The sequence below is a fragment of the Eubacterium oxidoreducens genome (genome assembly GCF_900104415.1).
In the GTDB taxonomy this organism is placed as follows: domain Bacteria; phylum Bacillota; class Clostridia; order Lachnospirales; family Lachnospiraceae; genus Eubacterium_C; species Eubacterium_C oxidoreducens.
Genome location: NZ_FMXR01000017.1, coordinates 52,293 through 72,297 on the forward strand (window position 1 = coordinate 52,293; position 20,005 = coordinate 72,297).

Consider the following 20,005-nt stretch of genomic DNA (forward strand, 5'->3'; position numbering starts at 1 on the left):
TTTAGCAGAAGTGGAGGAAATGTAATGAGCAAACTGACAATAACTGGCATTCATCATTCAAGTGCCAAGTTAAAAGATGATATGGCTCGTTTTGCGCGAAGAATCGAAGCAACACCACCTGGAATGTGTCCGGTAGCATTTCATTTGTCTTTACTGAAATCAAGTGAAGTTCAGACATGTGGAAAGTGTGTACCATGCCGTGACGGTATTCCTCAGATGACTGCAATGCTTGAGAAGATCGTAAAGTGTGAGGCTACACCTGAGACTTTAGAGAACTTAAAAGCACTTGCAACTATCGTGCGTGATTCAGCAGACTGTGCAATCGGTTATGAAGCAGCAAATATTGTACTAAGTGGTATGGAAACATTTGCCGCAGAATATGCAAGCCATGTAAATGAAAAGCTTTGCACAGAAGATGTGGAACAGAAAGTACCATGTGAAGCTATGTGTCCGGCACACGTTAACGTACCGGCATATATCGCACTCGCAGGAGAGGGAGATTACGCAGGCGCAATCAACATGATTCGTCGTGACAATCCATTCCCGACAGCATGTGCTTTAATCTGTGAGCATCCATGTGAAGATAGATGCCGCCGTACTTTGATTGATGCACCAATCAATATCCGTGGAATCAAGAAATTTGCAGTTGATCAGCTGCATGCAGACAAGGTTCAGACACCGCCTCGTAATGTTGACACAGGCAAGAAGATTGCTGTAGTCGGAGGAGGCCCATCCGGACTTACCGCTGCTTACTTCCTGGCTCTTATGGGACACAAAGTAGTAGTATTTGAAGACAAGAAGGAACTTGGCGGAATGCTTCGCTATGGTATTCCTGCATATCGTTTTCCACGTGAGAGACTTGACGAAGATATTCGTGCAATCTTAGGCGTTGGAAATATCGAAGTAAAATACGAAACATATGTAGATGCCGAAGCTATGAAGAAGATTGCAGAAGAATATGATGCAGTCTATGTTGCAATCGGTGCTCATACCGGTAAGACTTTAAGACTTGCCAATACCGATGCCAAGGGCGTAAGCTCTGCCGTAGATATGCTTCGCGAGATCGGATACAATCGTTATCCGGATTTCCACGGCAAGAAGGTAGCTGTAGTCGGTGGTGGTAACGTAGCCATGGACTGTGCACGTACTTCCGTTCGTGCAGGCGCTGACGAAGTAACGGTTATCTACCGTCGTCGTCAGGAAGACATGACAGCGCTTCCATCCGAGGTGGAAAGTGCAATCGCCGAAGGCGTTGAGATGCTGACATTACAGGCTCCTGGAGATATCGTTGTAGATGATAACGGTAATTGCAAGGGTATTAAGGTACAGCCGCAGATGATTGGACCTGTTAAGGGAGGCCGTCCTGCACCTGTAACAGCTGACAAGCCGGAAGGATTTGTAGAAGCAGATGTTATCTTGATCGCAGTAGGTCAGGACATTGTCTGTCAGCCATTTGAAGAATTTGGAATGAAGACAGATCGTGGTCGATTTGTTGCAAATGAATACCTTGAAGCGGATGGTTATAAGAATATTTTCGTTGGTGGAGACTGCCAGACAGGTCCTGCAACCGTTATCAAAGCAATTGGTGCAGGTAGAGTCGCAGCTAGAAACATCGATGAATTCTTAGGCTATCATCATAAATTAGACTGTGGAGTGGAAGTTCCAGAGCCAAAACAAAACGATCGTACGCCAAAAGGTCGAGTGAACATTACCGAAAGAGAAGCTCGTATCCGTAAGAACGATTTCCTTGGTGTGGAAAACGAAATGAGTCGTGAAGAGGCAGTTCAAGAATGTGGACGATGCCTTAGATGTGATCATTATGGATGTGGGGCTTTAGAAGGAGGAAGACTCAACTATGATTAATATTACAATTGATGGAATCAGCATGGCATGCGATGAGAATCTTACGATTCTTGAGGCCGCAAAAAATGCCGGTATTTCGATTCCTACATTATGCTATCTAAAAGAGCGCAACGAAATTGGTTCTTGTCGTGTCTGTGTCGTGGAAGTAGAAGGACAAGATAACCTGGTTGCTTCTTGTAATACGAAAGTTCAGGAAGGCATGAGCATCCTGACAAATTCTGAAAAAGTAATTGCTGCCCGTAAGATGAACTTGAATCTTGTTCTGGCAAATCACGGACTTGATTCTACACAGCATTGCTTTACATGTGCAAAAAATGGCGCCTGTGAGCTTCAGGCACTTTGCCGTGAATATGAAATTGATGAACCGATGTTTACTGTGGAAAAGACACACGAACCGGTTCTTGACAGCAATCCATTCTTAACCTATGACCCGAATCTGTGTATTCAGTGTCAGCGATGCATTGGTGCTTGTAACGAAGCTGCCGGCAATCATACACTTCGCACAGCGAAAAAGGGTGTAAAGACAGCAATCATGGCTCCATTTGGAGAAGGCTGGAAAGCAACCACCTGCGAATCTTGCGGTAACTGCGCTCAGGCTTGTCCGACAGGAGCATTGACGGAGAAGAGAAGAAAGAATTATCGCGATTGGGAAGTGAAGAAGGTTCTTACAACCTGTCCTCACTGTGCAGTTGGATGTCAGTATTATCTTGTTGTAAAAGACAACAAGATTGTGGATACAGAAGCTGCACCTGGACCGACTAATAAGTCGCTTCTGTGCGTGAAAGGTCGTTCTGCAAGTTTCGACTTTATCGATTCTAAGGAAAGACTTCGCGATCCTTTAATCAAGAATAAGGAAACCGGTGAATTTGAAAAGGCAACCTGGGATGAAGCTCTTGACCTTGTTGCAAGCAAATTTACCGAAATCAAAGAAAAGCATGGCGCAGATTCTCTTGCTGCATTTGCCTGCTCACGTTCTACGAACGAAGATATTTATTTACTTCAGAAAATGGCCCGCACAGCCTTCGGCACAAACAATACCGATAACTGTGCGCGAGTCTGACACGCTCCTACAGTTGCCGGTCTGGCAACCACACTTGGCTCAGGAGCCATGACAAATACAATCGAGGACATTACATCTAAGTCTGACGTAATTCTTCTGGTTGGGTCGAATCCTGAAGAAGCACACCCGGTACTGGGTATGCATATCCGTAGAGCAGTAGAACACGGAACTAGATTAATCGTGGTTGATCCACGTGACATCGGTCTTACTAAGAAAGCTGATGTACATCTTAAATTAAAACCGGGTACGAACGTTGCCTTTTCAAATGGTATGATTCATATCATGATTCGCGACGGCCTGGTAGATGAAGAATTCATCAAGAATCGTACAGATGGTACGAAGTTTGAAGAATTAAAGAAAATGGTAGAATCTTATACACCTGAGCGTGTTGCTAAGATCTGTCATATCGAGGAAGATCGCCTCGTAGAAGCCGCTCATATGTATGCGAAAGCAGACCGTGCGCCAATCATTTATTGTCTTGGTGTTACCGAGCATTCTACAGGAACACAAGGCGTTATGTCTTTAAGTAACATTGCCATGGTTTGTGGTAAACTCGGTCGCGAAGGCTGTGGTGTGAACCCGATCCGTGGACAGAACAACGTACAGGGTGCCTGCGACATGGGCGCAATGCCAACTGATTTCACTGGATATCAAAAGGTTGCTAATCCTGATGTTATTGCGAAGTTCGAAAAGGCATGGAACACGAAGCTGAATCCTAAGGTTGGTATCAAAGCAACGGAGTGCTTCCCTAAGATGATTGAAGGCGAAATCAAAGGTCTGTTCATCTTTGGTGAAGATCCTATGAGAACCGATCCGGATACGCATCATGTTCAAAAGGCTCTTGAAAGTCTCGACTTCCTTGTTGTAGATGAACTCTTTATGACAGAAACAGCAAAATATGCTGATGTTATCCTTCCTGGTCGCAGTTATGCCGAGAAGGAGGGTACATTCTCGAATACAGAACGTCGCGTACAGCGTGTTCGTAAAGCTATCGAAGTTGCCGGCAATACGAAACCGGACACTTGGATCTTTACGGAAATCATGCAGCGTATGGGTTACAATCAGCCACATCTTACGCCTAAGGAAATTATGCATGAGATTGCTTCTGTTACGCCATCTTTCGCTGGTATCTCACATGAGAGACTTGATAGCGAAGAAGTTGGTGGAATGGGACTTCAGTGGCCATGTACATCACCGGATCATCCGGGTACTCCGATTATGCATGTTGGCAAATTCTCCAGAGGAGAAGGTGACTACAGCATCGCTGAGTACAAGGAATCGGTTGAAATGCCGGATGATGAATATCCATTTATCATGATGACAGGACGTATCTTGTATCACTACAATGCCTGCGCTATGACAGACAAGACGGAAGGTATCAATGAAATCGCAAACAGCTCATTCATTGAGATTAACGATCAAGATGCCCAAAGACTTGGCATTGCAGATGGCGACAGAGTAAAAGTAGCATCACGTCGTGGTGAAATTGAATCTACTGCCCGCGTTTCTTCGAAGACCGGCGTTGGCGAAGTATGGATGCCATTCCACTTCCAGGATGGTAATTCAAACTGGCTGACAATTGCTGCTCTCGATAGTATTGCAAAAGCACCTGAATATAAGGTATGCGCAGTAACAATCAAAAAAGCATAATGATTCAATTGTAATATCGAATGGACAGAGGGATAAGACCCTCTGTCCATTTTTTGTGTGGAAATAAAGAATTGTTTTGATTTGGGGAGCTGGGCAGGAAAAGCGTGGACGCGCCCCCAAGAATTGTCGGAGCTTGGGGAGCCGGGCAGGAAAGCAGGGGCGCAGCCCCCAAGACTTGTCGTTGATTGGGGAGCTGGGCAAGAAAAGCAGGGTCGCGCCCCCAAGAATTGTTTTGGCTTGGGGAGCTAGGCAGGAAAAGCGTGGTCGCGCCCCCAAGAATTGCCGGAGGTTGGGGAGCTGGGTAAGAAAAGCGAGGGCGCGCCCCCAAGAATTGTCGTTGTTTGGGGAGCTGGGTAAGAAAAACGTGGTCGCGCCCCCAAGAAATGATCTGTGTTGGGGAGCTGGGCAGGAAAAGCGGGTGCGCGCCCCCAGGAATTGATCTGTGTTGGGGAGCTAGGTAAGAAAAGCGTGGTCGCGGCCCCAAGAATTGTTTTAGGTTGGGGAGCCAGGCCAGAAAAGCGAGGTCAAGCCCCCAAGAATTGTCGTTGTTTGGGGAGCCAGGTAAGAAAAGCGTGGACGCGCCCCCAAGAATTGATCTGTATTGGGAAGTTAGGTAAGAAAAGCGTGGACGCGCCCCAAAGAATTGATCTGTGTTGGGGAGCTGGGCAGAAAAGCAGGGGCGCAGCCCCCAAGAATTGTTTTGGCTTGGGGAGCTGGGCAGGAAAAGCGTGGTCGCAGCCCCAAGAATTGTCGTTGTTTGGGGAGCTAGGTAAGAAAAGCGTGGTCGCGCTCCCAAGAATTGTTTTGGCTTGGGGAGCTAGGTAAGAAAAGCGAGGTCGCAGCCCCAAGAATTGTTTTGGTTTGGGGAGCTTGGCAGAAAAGCGAGGTCGCAGCCCCAAGAATTGTTTTGGTTTGGGGAGCTAGGCAAGAAAACCAGGGTCGCGCTCCCAAGAATTGACGGCTAAAGCGTAACACATTAAAAAGAATTAATGTTATCTAGCACCATTTAGTAGTAGCGCGCAATGGTTTCTTCAATTATTAAAGGGGTAAGTGGATTGTTTTTAGATTCAAAAGTAAGAATGAGATTTTCACCGGGAATAAATCCGGCGCGGATAAGATGCTCGATTTTATTAAATGATGTATGAACATATTGAGGATTATCCATCATCCCCAGATGTTCCCAAATAATCACTTTGCCAGTCAAACGATGGCGAGTTGTAAAATCAGGATAAAGCTTTAGATTTTCAACTTCGAGTAGGCACTCATATCGATAAGGGATTCCGTTTGTAATAAGACTCTGTTCAATTAATGCTTCGGATTTTGATCGGACAAGATTTCCAGAAATGGTTTTGATGGTTTTATTTTCAGGATGTCTAGGATTGGAATTGTACGGTGCTGCGGACCATTCTTGCAGATGGTCTGAAAGTGATTTTTCTGTTTTTAAGTATAAATCCCTGTACAATGAATTAGAAAAAAATTGTTCTTGTTTAGATGGCTTGTTGTGGTATTGCAAATAAGAGTGAATGGCATTTACTTCTTCTTTTAAGTCCTCAAGTTTTGCCATTAGATGATTCTTTAAAATGAGTTGCTGCGCGAATTGATAATTTTTCTTTGGAATATAAGTGCGTTTTTTAGACGTTCTGTGAAACCATTTTACATATGGACCGTTTCTTTCCAATGAAAGATATCCATCCGGGTAAGAGTTAATTTGTTGCTCAAGTGCAGAAATCTTCTTGTTCAGAAGAGGTAGCATGGAGCTGAAAAAATTACTGTACATTAAATGTCTCCTTCTTTCTTTTTTGAAAATTTTAGCATGGAAATTGGAATTTGGGAAATATAAATATAAGTATTTATGAAAAATTAATTCTTTGGGGGATTTATTTTGAAAAGTAAGCCGCTGCCCCCAAGATTTGATCTAGGTTGGGGAGCTGGGCAGGAAAAACAGGGTCGCGCCCCCAAGAATTGATCTAGGTTGGGGAGCCAGGTCAGAAAAGCGTGGACGCACCCCCAAGAATTGTCATTGCTTGGGGAGCCAGGCAAGAAAAGCGTGGTCAAGCCCCCAAGAATTGATCTAGGTTGGGGAGCCAGTCAAGAAAACCAGGGACGCGCCCCCAAGAATTGATCTAGGTTGGGGAGCCAGGTCAGAAAAGCGAGGACGCGCCCCCAAGAATTGCCGGAGCTTGGGGCACCAGCCCAGAAAGCATGGACGCGCCCCCAAGAATTGCCGTTGTTTGGGGAGCCAGTCAAGAAAAGCGAGGTCAAGCCCCCAAGAATTGTTGTTGCTTGGGGAGCCAGTCAAGATACCAAACTTTCGTTAAAAGCAAACCCCGGGCGCTGGCGCCCGGGGACAATTCACAAGGATTAATCGTTATTTATTTCCATTGGAACAAGCTCAAAAGAATCTTCTTTTGCATAGATGATCAATGTAATATGGAAATCTCTGGCAAGAGAAATCGCTTCATCTGTGACTGTTGTCTTTGTTACAAGAATCGGAATACGAGCATTTACAACTTTAGAAATCATATCGGTTGGAATGCGTCCGCTAGAAAACAACGTACATTTAGTCAAGTCGATATCATGAGTGAGGGCGTAGCCAACAACCTTGTCGACCGCATTGTGCCGACCTAAATCCTCGCAGCGCACAATCAATTGGTCATTTTGATATAAGTAGCAGCTGTGCACACTGCGTGTCGCATCAAATAGCGGAGTACTTTCATAAAAGCGCGTCGCCATATCAAAGATAGCCTGGCTATGCCATTCAATCGGTTCAACCGGTTTCGGAAGTCGATTTTGATTACGAAATACATCCGTTAAGATGTGATTGCCGGTGCAACAAGGGGAAGTAGTTTCGACAAAATCAGAACTTTCGCAATTCGCTTTCTTATTAAGAAAGACCTTAACACGAAGTCCGTGCTCGCACACAGATAATTGTCTGATTTCATGAAGACTATCAATAAAACCTTCCGTATATAAGCGCCCTAGCACAAGCTCGGCCAAATAAGATGGAGAGCAGACAAGTTTCATGGAAAGAACATCATTGATATAGACATCTACAAAATGTTCCGTCGCAATTGTATTCTTTTTTTTCTTAGGACTGCCGTTCTTTGTGAAAACAAGAGTTTCAGTATCAACGGCCTCCTCAAAATCCTTAAATAAATTATTTATATTCATGTATATATCCTACCATAATTATAGACATTATGCACTTAAAAAGCCGGAAAAAACAAGCAGCAAAAGACACAAAAATTAACAAATGTATAGATCTCATTGCCACATTATGTGGCTTCTTTTTGCATAAAAAAAGGATCGCAATAAAACGATCCATAAAGCTGGCCCACAAGGATTCGAACCTTGAAATGACGGAGTCAGAGTCCGTTGCCTTACCATTTGGCGATGGGCCAATGTCTTAGCGACAAGTGATATTATACATGAGGCAAATAGATAATGCAAGTAGTTTTTTTGAAAAAAACAAAAATTATTTTTACGAGTCCTTAGCAAGCCACAACATAATAATAGTCAAGACTCGCTCGCGAGTCTTGCGCGCCGGATTCGGGTCTGCTTCAGCAGACAAATTCCTGTCCGAATCCGTGCGCATCCTCGCTTATCTAGACGGGATGTCATAACTTAGCATCCAAAGTCAAGACTAGAAAGTCAAGGCCTGCCCATCGACAATAATATAATCCGCCTCATCATGAAAATCCATAAGAGCACTGGCGGCCGTTTCATTGTTCACCTTTTTGACGAAAGCATCCTTAGCATCAAGTGGGACAATAAGTTTGGTGATGACACATTCGCCATAGACCGTGTCAAGGACAGGGATGTCCATCTGAGAAGTGATGTACTGAATCTTGCCGATGCTAGAATAATCGCAAGAAATATCAAGAAAAACACCATGACTCTTTGAGCAAATAACGCTAGCAGCAAGACCGGCCTGCGTGGCCTGCGAGTAGGCACGAACAAGACCACCGGTGCCAAGAAGCGTGCCACCGAAATAACGAGTGACAACAACAAGACAGTCCTGGACATTGGCGCGCGTAATAATATCAAGGATTGGACGACCCGCAGTGCCGGAAGGCTCGCCGTCATCACTGCAGCGAGTGATCTCGCCGGCATTTCCAATGACATAGGCATAGCAGTTGTGCCGCGCATCCCAATACTGCTTCTTGAGACGATTGATCTCAGCTTGCGCCTCACTTTCTGAAGTTACTTTAAGAACGGTGGCAATAAAGCGGGATTTCTTTTCCGTGATTTCACCAACGCCACCTTTGTATAAAATATTTTCCATAATAATAAGAATAACATAATTTCACCAAAGTGAAATGAAAAAAAGACAAACTCTTTAACTCAGTCGGAGAAATCCCCCACCTCTAAGCGAGAGGCTATGTAAAACCGATAAAGAAATAGAAAAAAAGGCAAACAAGTGTGGTATCATAGAAATAAGAAAAAAGAACGAAAAAAGTACCAGGAAACATAGATAGAGGAATAGGATTATGAAAGGAATAATACTAGCAGGAGGATCCGGAACCAGACTGTATCCGCTGACGGCAGTAACGAGTAAACAATTATTGCCGATATTTGATAAACCAATGATCTATTATCCGATGTCGGTTCTGATGAATGCAGGGATACGGCAGATCCTCATAATATCGACACCACAAGATACACCGCGCTTTGAAGCACTGCTAGGAGACGGGCACCAGTTTGGCGTAGAGCTTTCCTATCAAGTACAGCCAAGTCCGGATGGACTAGCGCAGGCATTTGTGATAGGAGAAGAATTTATCAAAGAAGATACCGTAGCAATGGTATTAGGAGATAATATCTTTTCGGGACACGGATTTAATGAACGTTTGAAAGCCGCAGTGCAACGCGCCGAACAAGATAAAGGGGCAACGGTGTTTGGTTATTATGTAGACGATCCGGAAAGATTTGGTATCGTAGAATTCGATGAGCACGGGAAGGCAATATCTATAGAAGAAAAGCCGGCAAGACCAAAGAGCAATTATTGCGTGACAGGATTGTATTTTTATGATAATCAAGTCGTTGAGTATGCCAAGAGCCTAACACCATCGAAAAGAGGCGAGCTGGAAATAACAGATCTTAACCGCATTTATCTAGAAGCAGGACGCCTCAATGTCGAACTATTGGGGCAGGGATTTACCTGGCTCGATACCGGAACACATGAAAGCCTGGTGGATGCCACGAATTTTGTAAAGACAGTAGAACAGCACCAGCATCGTAAGATAGGCTGCCTAGAAGAAATCGCATATCTGAATGGATGGATAGCCAGAGAAGATGTGGAACGCGTATGTGAAAAATATAAAGGAAATGAATACGGTCAATATCTACAAGATGTAATAGATGGCAAATACCAAGAGAATCTGTATTAGGGAGAAGGTTATATGACCATAATCGTAACCGGCGGGGCCGGATTTATCGGAAGTAATTATATATATTACATGTTACAAGAACATCCACAAGAACGGATTGTATGTCTAGACAGCCTGACATATGCAGGAAATCTGTCAACACTAATGCCGGTGATGGACAATGAAAGATTTCGATTTGTAAAAGGAGACATAACCGATCGCAAGGCGGTGGACAAGCTCTTTGAAGAAGAAACACCGGATGTGGTGGTGAACTTCGCAGCAGAAAGTCACGTAGACCGCTCGATAGAAGATCCCGGCATCTTTCTACAGACCAATATAATCGGGACGGCAGTGCTTATGGACGCATGCCGAAAATATGGAATAAAGCGCTATCATCAGGTGTCAACAGATGAAGTGTATGGAGATCTTCCACTTGACAGACCGGATTTGTTCTTCACAGAAGAAACGCCCGTACATACCAGTAGTCCATACAGCGCATCAAAAGCATCAGCAGATCTCCTCGTGCAGGCATATCACAGAACCTATGGTCTGCCGGTGACCATCAGCCGATGTTCGAATAATTACGGCCCATATCAGTTTCCGGAGAAATTGATTCCGCTTATGATAGCAAATGCAATGAAAGATGAGCCATTGCCGGTATATGGAAAAGGAGATAACGTAAGAGATTGGCTGTATGTAGAAGATCACTGCAGAGCCATCGATGCGATCATTCGCGAAGGCAAAGTAGGCGAAGTCTATAATGTCGGTGGGCATAATGAGATGTCCAATATAGAGATAGTCAAGATGATATTAAGACATCTTAAGAAGCCGGAGAGCCTGATTACTTACGTAGAAGATCGGAAAGGACATGATAAACGTTATGCAATCGATCCGGCAAAGATTCATGCGCAGCTTGGCTGGCAGCCAACAACGAAATTAGAAGAAGGAATTGAAAAAACAATAGCATGGTATATCGAGCATAGACAATGGTGGGAGACGATTATCTCCGGCGAATATCGAAAATACTATGAGAAAATGTATGCCAACAGAGGAAAAGGTTTATGAAAGTGTTCGTAACAGGAGCTTGTGGACAGCTGGGATATGATGTACTAAAAGAACTTACCTCAAGAGGGCATATTCCGGTGGCAAGCGATCTGTCCGGGGATGCCTATGAGGGCAAGGCAGAGTTTTGCAAGCTGGATATAACCCGGCAAGATAAGGTCTTGCAGCTGCTAGAGGAGATTCGCCCACAGGCAGTTATTCACTGCGCAGCATGGACAGCCGTTGATGCGGCAGAAGAGGATGAATGCCGGGGTAAGGTACGAAGCATTAATGCGGATGGGACAAGATATCTGGCCAAGGCATGCAAGAAGCTGGATATTCCGATGATGTACATCAGTACGGATTATGTCTTTGATGGACAAGGAACCAAGCCTTGGGAGCCGGATTGTAAGAAGTATGCACCGCTCAATGTATATGGCAGGACGAAGCTGGAAGGAGAACTTGCGGTGGCAGAACAGCTAAGCAAGTTTTTTATAGTCAGGATTGCATGGGTGTTTGGAGCACATGGAAATAACTTTGTAAAAACGATGCTTCGCATTGCGCAAAATCATGACAAAATCACCGTCGTAAATGATCAGATCGGAACACCGACATACACGAAAGATCTGGCAAGACTGCTGGTGGATATGATAGAGACAGACCGCTATGGATATTATCATGCGACAAATGAAGGCGGATATATCAGCTGGTATGAATTCGCCTTAGAAATCTTTAAGCAGGCCGCAGCGATGGGGCTGGAAGAGTGCAAGGAGACTTCCTTAAGCGTAGAGCCGGTTACCACGAAAGAATACGGACAATCCAAAGCAGCAAGGCCATATAACAGCCGGCTCGATAAGAGTAAACTATCAAAGCAAGGATATGCACCGCTTCCGGATTGGAAGGATGCGCTGTCACGCTATTTAAAAGAAATATTGTCAAGATAGACAGGCAAGAGGTAGAACATGGGAGAGATTCAAGTAGAAAAAGACGTGGGAGGAATCAAAGGGCTGAGTGTCATTACACCCAAGGTATATGGGGATTCCAGAGGATATTTTGTAGAGACTTATAATAAAAAGGATCTGCAAGACCATGGACTAATGATGGAATTTGTGCAGGATAATCAGTCCAAATCGGTCAAAGGAGTGCTTCGCGGCTTACATTTTCAAATCCATCATCCACAAGGGAAGCTGGTACGTGTCACAAAGGGAGTGGTCTATGATGTGGCAGTGGACCTTCGCGCAGATAGCGAAAGCTATGGTAAATGGTATGGAATTGAATTGTCGGAAAGCAACTTTAAGCAGCTATATATTCCGGAGGGATTTGCACATGGATTTTTGGTATTGTCCAAGGAAGCGGAATTTAGCTATAAATGCACAGACTTTTATCATCCGGGGGACGAAGGCGGAATTGCCTGGAATGATCCGAAGATCGGAATCAATTGGCCGGGGCTATACGGCATCTATCAAGGCGATGCGAAAGCAGAAGGCTATCACTTAGAAGATGGGACGCCACTAATCCTAAGTGAAAAAGATGAGAGATGGGACGGAATCGACGATTATGAAAAGAGCCTTAGTGGTAACGACAACTAGTGGGTTTATGCCACAATTTGAACTGAATAATGTACGACTATTGCAAGAAGCAGGATATCAGGTTCATTATGCAACCAACTTTGGCGTGCCAATCTATGAGTCGAGGGACGAAACCTTGAGTCGTATGGGAGTGGTGCTCCATCCTATAAGTATCGAGAAGAATCCATTTCGCATAAGAAAGAATATGTGGGCATATAAGGAACTGGTGCGCATCATATTTCGAGAACACATTGATGTGGTGCATTGTCACAACCCGAACGGAGGCGTGCTTGCAAGGCTGGCGGCAAAAAAGAGCAAGCGGAATCCATATGTGCTATACACAGCACATGGGTTCCATTTTTTTAAGGGTGCGCCTTGGAAGAACTGGCTTTTTTATTATCCGGTGGAGAAGTATCTGGCAAGATATACCGATGTCCTGATTACAATTAATCAAGAGGATTATAATCTGGCAAAATCATTTACCTATAAGGCAGGAGGCGGTCCTAGACAGATTCCGGGTGTTGGAGTGGATACAGCAAGATTCTATCCGCCGACGAAAACGCAGCGATGTCAGGCAAGAGAGCAGCTAGAGATTCCCAAGGGAGCGTTTCACCTTGTGTCAGTCGGAGAACTAAATGAAAATAAGAATCACCGGGTTGTAATCGAAGCAATTGCACGGCTTGGTCTTAAAGATATCTATTACAGCATCTGCGGAGAGGGACCTGTGAGAGAAAAGCTAGAAAAGCTAATCGAGGCAAAAGGCTTACAAAAGCAGGTCTTTTTAAGAGGCTACTGTACACAGATTGACAAGGTGCTATGGTCGGCAGATGCATTTGTCTTTCCCTCCTATCGAGAAGGGCTGGGAATGGCAGCTCTAGAGGCGATGGCATGTGGGGTGGCAATGATTGCGGCGGACAATCGGGGAAGCAGAGAGTATCTGTCACAAGAAAGCAATGGAATTGTCTGCGCGCCGCAGAAAGCAGAAGAATTTGCAAGGGCAATCAAGCGCCTGTATGAAGATGAGAAGCTTCGAACGGAATTTGCAAAGCAGGGGCTTAAGACCGTAGAGCGTTTTACGCTGCAAAGAAATGAAGAAAAGATGCGAGACATCTATGGCAGGATACCGGGCGGACAGGGGGCCGAGGAAAGAAAGACGATAAACGGACCTTTGGTGTCTGTGATTATGGGGGTCTATAACCAGAGCAACCTAGAGCAGTTTACGCAGGCAGTGGACTCCATCTTGCAGCAGACGATGGGAGATTTGGAATATCTCATCTATAATGATGGCTCTTCAATCCCTGAGGTAAATGCCTATATAAGTAAGCTAGAAGCAAAGGATTCGAGAATCAAAGTAATCAATGCCGGAGAAAATCACGGATTGGGATACGCGCTTAACCGATGTATCGAGAGGGCGAAAGGAACGTATCTTGCACGAATGGATGCAGATGATATCTCGCATCCGGACCGGTTTGAGAGGCAAGTTGCGTTTCTTAAGGAGCATCCGGAGTATATGTGGTGTGGCAGTAATTGCAGGCTGTTTGACGAACAAGGAATCTGGGGCGAAGGCACAAGACCAAAGAATCCACAAACGCAGGACTATCTTAAGTATTCGCCGTATATTCATCCAAGCGTGATGTACCGGACGGAGCTGTTTGAGAGTGTGACCGGCTATGATGAAGGCAAGAAGACAGCCAGATGTGAAGATTATGAACTCTTTATGAGATTGTATGATATGGGCTATCGAGGATACAACATACAAAAACCACTCCTGGATTACCGGGTAAGTAAGGTTGCCTATCACACGAGAGCTTTTCGATATTATTGGTATGAAGCGCAGATCCGGTTTGAAGGATTTCGAAGGCTAGGTGTACTGTGGCCAAAAGGATGGCTATATGTATTAAGACCTCTGATCAGCAAAATGGTGCCAACAAAACTAATCGTCTTAAGAAAGGCGCGAGCAGCAGAGCTGTAAAAGAAAAGGGAATCGTTATCGGACGGTGCGCGTGTATAGTAGATAAAATGAAAAAAGGATGAGGCTAGATTTATGAACAATCCAGATCTAAATAGTTATCTTAAGAATTTAGAAAATACAATATATGAGGAGCCGGTAGCGGAGCTGCTAACCAGGTTTACGAAGGCGCAAGATCAGATGTACCTTGTGGCATGGGCGCCGCCGCTCATCGAGTATGTACTTTGGGTATTGAAAGAAGCACTAGAAGATGGGATTGAGAGACTGTATTTTCTCGCAAGAGATGCCTATCCTATGTACCTTGCAGCACAGGAAATTACCAAAGGCCTTAAGCTTCCAATCGAATGTCGTTATCTGCGAGTGTCCCGCTATGCGCTTCGCATGCCGGAGTATCATCTGGTAGGAGAAGCATGTCTTGAGCGCATCTTTCTATCCGGAATTAATGTCACGCTCAAGCAGATTCTTCTTAGAGCGAATCTTAGTGAAGATGAGATGGTAAGAGTGGCTAAGCAGATAGGATCTGAGAAGAATCTAGAGCAGATCTTGAATCGGCGGGAGATTCTAGAGCTGAAGGAATGCGTCAGAGAAAAATGTCGCCAGGGTGAGTGCGATTTGTTGGACTTAATTTATGATAAATCTAAAGCGGCTTACAAGCAGGCAATGGGGTATCTAACACAAGAAGGACTGTTAGAGGATGTAAGGTGGGGCGTGGTGGACAGCGGATGGGTCGGCACGATTCAAAAGAGTCTGTATCATCTGCTACGCACACGCAAGGACGAACTTATCGTTCGAGGCTATTATTTCGGTTTATATGAACTTCCAAGGGATCAACAAGGCTGTATCTATAAGGCGTATTATTTCATGCCTACAGGAGAGATTGGCAAGAAGAGCCGGTTTAGTAATTGCCTGTATGAGGTGATGTATTCAGAAGATAGTCCGATGGTAGAAGGATACGAGAAAAGGGATGGTGGTTATGAGCCGGTTTTTTCAACTGTTAACAATCCAAATTCTGACATAATTCATACAAATACGGCTATCCTAACTGAAGTATCAAAAAAAATTATAGGTAAAAAGTACGATTGTCTATACAATACTGAAAAAAATATGATATACTTAAATAAGCTGTTGGATAGAGGAAAAGTTGCCGATAAGACCTATACGAGACTGATGTCGCGACCGGATGAATGGGAGGCTGCCTACTATGGACAGCTATTGTTCTCTGATGACGTGGTAGACAGTCATATGTATACGGCAGCGAATAAGCTGACGCAGCAGGAGATTAAGGATCTAAGAGTTCTATCGAAACTTAAGATTATGCTTGGTCTGTCGGATAAAGTATTGCATGAAAGTGCATGGATCGAAGGCAGCATCGTAATCGCGGGAGGTAAGGTGAGAAGGAACCTTAGAGGAGCGAAAAGAGCGAAATATCTGACGCATCTTCGGCAAAGCATGAAGAGTCGTCGGTAATCATAAAAGAGGGTTAAGATGTTTGAAGCAGTAGGCGTGGCTGTTGTAGGAGCATGTATCTTACAGCTTGCCTATCAAAAGTTTGATGATCATAGAGAACTTCCTGATTACACCAAGGAGAATCTTGCATTTAGGGAAGTGAAAGAGCAAGAGGCGAGCGATTACAGGAAAGAGATTGCGCCTTATCTGCTTAAGGAGTTAGAGCAACATGAAGATGAGCCGGTCATACAGGTAAGAGATTTGACCATGCGATTTAAGGTTGCGACCAGCAACGCATCCGGCCTTAAGGATTACATGATTCAGAAAGTGAAAAAGCAGATGACCTATAAGGAATTATTTGCTTTAAATAACATAAGCTTTAATGTCTTTAAGGGAGAGATTGTAGGCGTGATTGGAACCAATGGTTCCGGCAAGTCGACGCTTCTTAAGATTGTATCCGGAGCACTGACTCCGACGGAGGGAGAAGTCCTTGTAGACAAGAAGAAGGTACAACTTCTTACGTTGGGTACCGGATTTGACTTCGAACTTACGGCAAGAGAGAATGTCTATCTCAATGGAGCAATCATTGGTTACTCCAAATCATTTATAGATCAGCACTATGATGAAATCGTTGAGTTCGCAGAACTTGATGGTTTCATGGAAGAGAAAGTCAAGAACTTCTCATCCGGAATGGTATCAAGACTGGGATTTGCAATTGCTACAGTTGCAGGTGCAGCAGAGATCTTGATTCTAGACGAAGTATTGTCAGTAGGAGATGAATTCTTCCGCAAGAAATCACTGGCAAGAATTAAGGAGCTGATTCATGGCGGCTCTACTGTACTTATGGTATCTCATGGCATGGGAACCATCCTTGATAACTGCACAAAGGTTGTGTGGATTGAACAGGGAAATATGAGAATGGTGGGGGACCCGAAGACGGTATGCGCAGCATATCGAAATCAATTTAACGAATAATATGGATAACACACAAGTAATAGAACAAGCAAGTCAAGGAAATTCAAGAAAACAATATTGGTATGTCATTCGAGAGCTGACCGGTCGGGAAATCAAGCGTAAGTATGCGAGAAGCTATCTGGGTATTATCTGGAGCGTCCTAAACCCGCTCCTTACCATGATTGTACTATCGGCGATCTTTTCGACGATGTTCAAACGCTCCATCGAAAACTATCCGGTCTATTATCTGACAGGATGGATCATCTGGCAGCTGTTTAGTGAAGCAACCAGATCTTCGCTTACCGTATTGGTGGATAATAAGAATCTGCTGATTAAGACCAAGATTCCAAGAATTGTATTCGTCTTATCAAGATGTTATACTGCGCTTGTGAACTTTGCATTTTCATGCATTGCCTATGTCTTTATCATCGCAATATTTCAATTGACACCGGATATCACCTGGCTGTTATTCTTTGTGGATATGGCTTTCATCCTGATATTGTCGATTGGAATGGGCGCATTGTTATCGATATTATATGTATTTTTTGCAGATGTGAAGCATCTATACGGAGTATTTCTTACGATGCTGATGTATCTGTCGGCCATCTTTTATCCGGTAGATAGTCTGCCGGGATGGATGCAATCGGTATTGGGAGTGAATCCCATCTATATCTTTATTGACTTCGCAAGAAGTGCCATTATGGAATACGAGGTTCCGGATCCGATTATCTGGATCAAGATGATAGTATGGAGCATCGTAGTATTTGCCATTGGAATTACGGTATTTCGCCGTCGGCAAAATGATGTGATGATTCACATCTAGTAATCGATAAAAGTTCCGCAAGGAATTTTTATATAAACTCACATTTTTCATACGCGTATGAAAGACAAACCTATACAGGGTAAACGAGAGGAGAATATTATTAAATGAAAATGAAAAAGTATGTAGCTGCAGCAATGGCAGCCGCAATGGTATTAGGATGTACACCAGCAATTGCTGCAACAACATCAGCAACAGAGACAACTGCTACTCAGGAAGTAACTGTTAAGAAGCCTGCTAAAGTTACTTTAACTGCTAAGAAGAAAGCAATCAAGGTTACAATTAAGAAAGTAGCCGGAGTTAAGGGATATCAGGTAAGATATGCAACAAAGAAGTCTATGAAGGGCGCTAAGACGGTTACGACATCAAAGACTACTGTAACAATTAAGAAATTAAAATCTAAGAAGAAATATTATGTACAGGTTCGTTCATACAAGAAAGTAGACGGAAAGAAAGTTTATTCTAAGTGGACAACTGTAAAGACAAAAAAGACAAAATAATAGGAACTAGTTATATCTTAAGTGATAAATGTGAGTTACATCCGAGGCTAAGGCGAGTGGCCTTAGTCTCGGATTTTTTTGATACAGTCGGGATATAAGATTAGGCTGCGTCAAACGCTTTGCGAGGATGAGAAAGAGGCGCAAGCGAGTCATAAATGTAATAGGACTTGGGGGATTGTCCGGCATTTGTTCTTGGACCTAAGTCCTGGTAAGAGGGAAATATGTTAAAGAAAGTGCAAAGCGAGTTTGTGAAGATCTTAATTGCCTTGATGTTCACATTGATACCGCTTTATTATTCATATGATTCATACTTTGGTTACTATGATATTATGCGCGATAAGGTGCGGATGATTCTTTTGGTTGGAAGCATCATAACAGTAATTATTATAGTTACCTTTATCATCAGTTTTATTCTAAATATCAAGCATAAAACATTATTAGAAAATGTAAAATCAGAAATCAAATCGATCAGGTTGTTAGACGTGGTCGTTTTCGTATTTGCTGTTTTGGCAATTATCTCTACACTGTTATCTGAGAATCGTCATGCATCCTTTACCGGCGGAATTGCCTGGTATGTGGGAAGCGGATTGATCATCTTGGGAACGGTGCTCTATTTTATTGTTTCAAGATTTTTTTATTGTAAAAAGGATATATGGGCGTATGTGCTTTTTGGCGCATTTGCCGTTGTTATAATCGGCAATCTCGATCGTATGGGCTATGATTTTTTAGAGCTTCATGATGAGATTCCGCTCCAATACAACATCTTCATTTCCACGATTGGAAATGTGAACTTCTGGGCGGCATTTCTTGCGATGCTGGTTCCGTTCTTTATGCTGGCTCCTTTATTTATAAAAAATAAGGCGGCAAAAGGCATTGTGTATCTGTTTTTATTGGCTTCCTACTTTGGATTCTTTTGCACACTTGTCAACGGAACGTACATGAGCATAGCGATTGCCGGTACCTTTATTATGTACTTTACGCTCAAGAAGGTGGAGCGTTTTTATAATCTTGCGATTAACGGAATCTTATTTACTATAGCAGGCGCAATCGCGCGCGTATGGTATCTCAATCCGGATCTTTGTCGCAGACAGATGGATGTCGATAGCATCTCGAAGCTTCTTTTGGACACGAAGCTTGTGGCAGTTCCGGGAGTCGTTGGTGTGATAATTCTGGCTCTATTATTTATCTACCATGGTTTTTCGGAAAAGGGACAAAGGCGCGTTGCCTTTGTCGTGGAAAAGGTGCTTACCAAAGTCTGGCTTATCCTCGTTGCAGCCGGCGTTGTGGCAGCCATCTACTATGTTGCAACGCATTATTCACTGGAGCTATTCAACTACCGCGGCTCAATCTGGTATTATGCCGTGCGTGGCTTCGCAGATGGCAGCGTAAAAGACAAGCTTATTGGTGTTGGCCCTGGTCTTCTTGACAATGTAACACTTGCCCAGATCGATATCGATAAGGCTGCCGGCATTGAGGTTGTATGGGATTATTTCTACGAGACGGCTCATAATGATGTGATTGAGTATCTAGTTACGATGGGAATTATAGGAGCTGCGCTCAAAATCTTGATGCTTGCGCTCCCATACTTTATGTTCCGCAAAGAAACTGAATATCAAGTAGAAAGAGCTGCTATCCTGGCGGCACTTACCGGATTTATCGGCCAGGGATTGATTTATGGACCATATCCATTGACGTATATTGTGTATACGATGTTTTTAGGAATGTATGTGGGGTATGGAAGAAAAGGGAAAGGAAAACAGTGACATCT

15 protein-coding genes and 1 tRNA gene are annotated in these 20,005 nt (G+C 43.9%); 12 read left to right on the top strand and 4 right to left on the bottom strand.

Going from position 1 to position 20,005, the window contains the following annotated elements; all coding sequences use genetic code 11:
* The first annotated feature begins 24 nt into the window (after positions 1-24).
* Positions 25-1,863 (top strand): NAD(P)-binding protein, encoded by a 1,839-nt coding sequence (locus tag BLS20_RS11125; protein WP_090174441.1) that lies wholly within the window; start codon positions 25-27, stop codon positions 1,861-1,863.
* A 22-nt stretch (positions 1,864-1,885) separates the two neighbouring features.
* Positions 1,886-4,573 (top strand): formate dehydrogenase subunit alpha, encoded by a 2,688-nt coding sequence (gene fdhF / locus BLS20_RS11130; protein ID WP_479723613.1) that lies wholly within the window; start codon positions 1,886-1,888, stop codon positions 4,571-4,573.
* A 1,006-nt stretch (positions 4,574-5,579) separates the two neighbouring features.
* Here the strand turns inward: fdhF and BLS20_RS11145 are convergent.
* The 4 genes from BLS20_RS11145 to BLS20_RS11165 form a co-directional block, all read right to left on the bottom strand.
* Positions 5,580-6,350, bottom strand: a complete 771-nt coding sequence (locus BLS20_RS11145) for a hypothetical protein (protein ID WP_143010261.1) — start codon at positions 6,348-6,350, stop codon at positions 5,580-5,582.
* Between the two features lie 584 nt (positions 6,351-6,934).
* Positions 6,935-7,744 carry a formate dehydrogenase accessory sulfurtransferase FdhD gene (gene fdhD / locus BLS20_RS11155; RefSeq protein WP_090174447.1) on the bottom strand — a complete coding sequence of 270 codons (810 nt, stop codon included), beginning with the start codon at positions 7,742-7,744 and terminating at the stop codon, positions 6,935-6,937.
* A gap of 158 nt (positions 7,745-7,902) precedes the next feature.
* Positions 7,903-7,974 (bottom strand) — tRNA-Gln (locus tag BLS20_RS11160).
* 242 nt (positions 7,975-8,216) lie between these two features.
* Positions 8,217-8,858, bottom strand: coding sequence for a YigZ family protein (locus BLS20_RS11165; protein ID WP_090174448.1), 642 nt, complete (start codon positions 8,856-8,858; stop codon positions 8,217-8,219).
* Between the two features lie 205 nt (positions 8,859-9,063).
* Between BLS20_RS11165 and rfbA the strand changes: the two genes are divergently transcribed.
* The 10 genes from rfbA to BLS20_RS11215 all read left to right on the top strand — a co-directional run bounded on the left by rfbA (position 9,064) and on the right by BLS20_RS11215 (position 20,000).
* Complete coding sequence (gene rfbA / locus BLS20_RS11170) at positions 9,064-9,960, top strand: glucose-1-phosphate thymidylyltransferase RfbA (protein WP_090174449.1); 897 nt, start codon at positions 9,064-9,066, stop codon at positions 9,958-9,960.
* 12 nt (positions 9,961-9,972) lie between these two features.
* A complete protein-coding gene (rfbB, locus tag BLS20_RS11175; RefSeq protein ID WP_090174450.1) occupies positions 9,973-11,004 on the top strand; it encodes a dTDP-glucose 4,6-dehydratase in 1,032 nt (343 codons plus the stop codon).
* A complete protein-coding gene (gene rfbD / locus BLS20_RS11180) occupies positions 11,001-11,924 on the top strand; it encodes a dTDP-4-dehydrorhamnose reductase (protein ID WP_090174451.1) in 924 nt (307 codons plus the stop codon). Before rfbB ends, rfbD begins: the two co-directional genes overlap by 4 nt.
* An 18-nt stretch (positions 11,925-11,942) precedes the next feature.
* The gene (gene rfbC, locus BLS20_RS11185; protein WP_090174452.1) at positions 11,943-12,569 is read left to right on the top strand and encodes a dTDP-4-dehydrorhamnose 3,5-epimerase; all 627 of its coding nucleotides are present in this window, start codon (positions 11,943-11,945) and stop codon (positions 12,567-12,569) included.
* On the top strand, positions 12,538-14,520 hold the full coding sequence (locus BLS20_RS11190) for a glycosyltransferase (protein WP_176762390.1): 1,983 nt from the start codon (positions 12,538-12,540) through the stop codon (positions 14,518-14,520). Before rfbC ends, BLS20_RS11190 begins: the two co-directional genes overlap by 32 nt.
* A 72-nt stretch (positions 14,521-14,592) precedes the next feature.
* On the top strand, positions 14,593-15,984 hold the full coding sequence (locus BLS20_RS11195) for a hypothetical protein (protein WP_090174454.1): 1,392 nt from the start codon (positions 14,593-14,595) through the stop codon (positions 15,982-15,984).
* 18 nt (positions 15,985-16,002) lie between these two features.
* Positions 16,003-16,938, top strand: coding sequence for an ABC transporter ATP-binding protein (locus BLS20_RS11200; protein WP_341443228.1), 936 nt, complete (start codon positions 16,003-16,005; stop codon positions 16,936-16,938).
* A 1-nt stretch (position 16,939) separates the two neighbouring features.
* A complete protein-coding gene (locus tag BLS20_RS11205; protein ID WP_090174455.1) occupies positions 16,940-17,740 on the top strand; it encodes an ABC transporter permease in 801 nt (266 codons plus the stop codon).
* A 104-nt stretch (positions 17,741-17,844) separates the two neighbouring features.
* A complete protein-coding gene (locus BLS20_RS11210; RefSeq protein WP_090174456.1) occupies positions 17,845-18,237 on the top strand; it encodes a fibronectin type III domain-containing protein in 393 nt (130 codons plus the stop codon).
* A 221-nt stretch (positions 18,238-18,458) separates the two neighbouring features.
* On the top strand, positions 18,459-20,000 hold the full coding sequence (locus tag BLS20_RS11215; protein WP_090174457.1) for a hypothetical protein: 1,542 nt from the start codon (positions 18,459-18,461) through the stop codon (positions 19,998-20,000).
* The last annotated feature ends 5 nt before the right edge of the window (positions 20,001-20,005 follow it).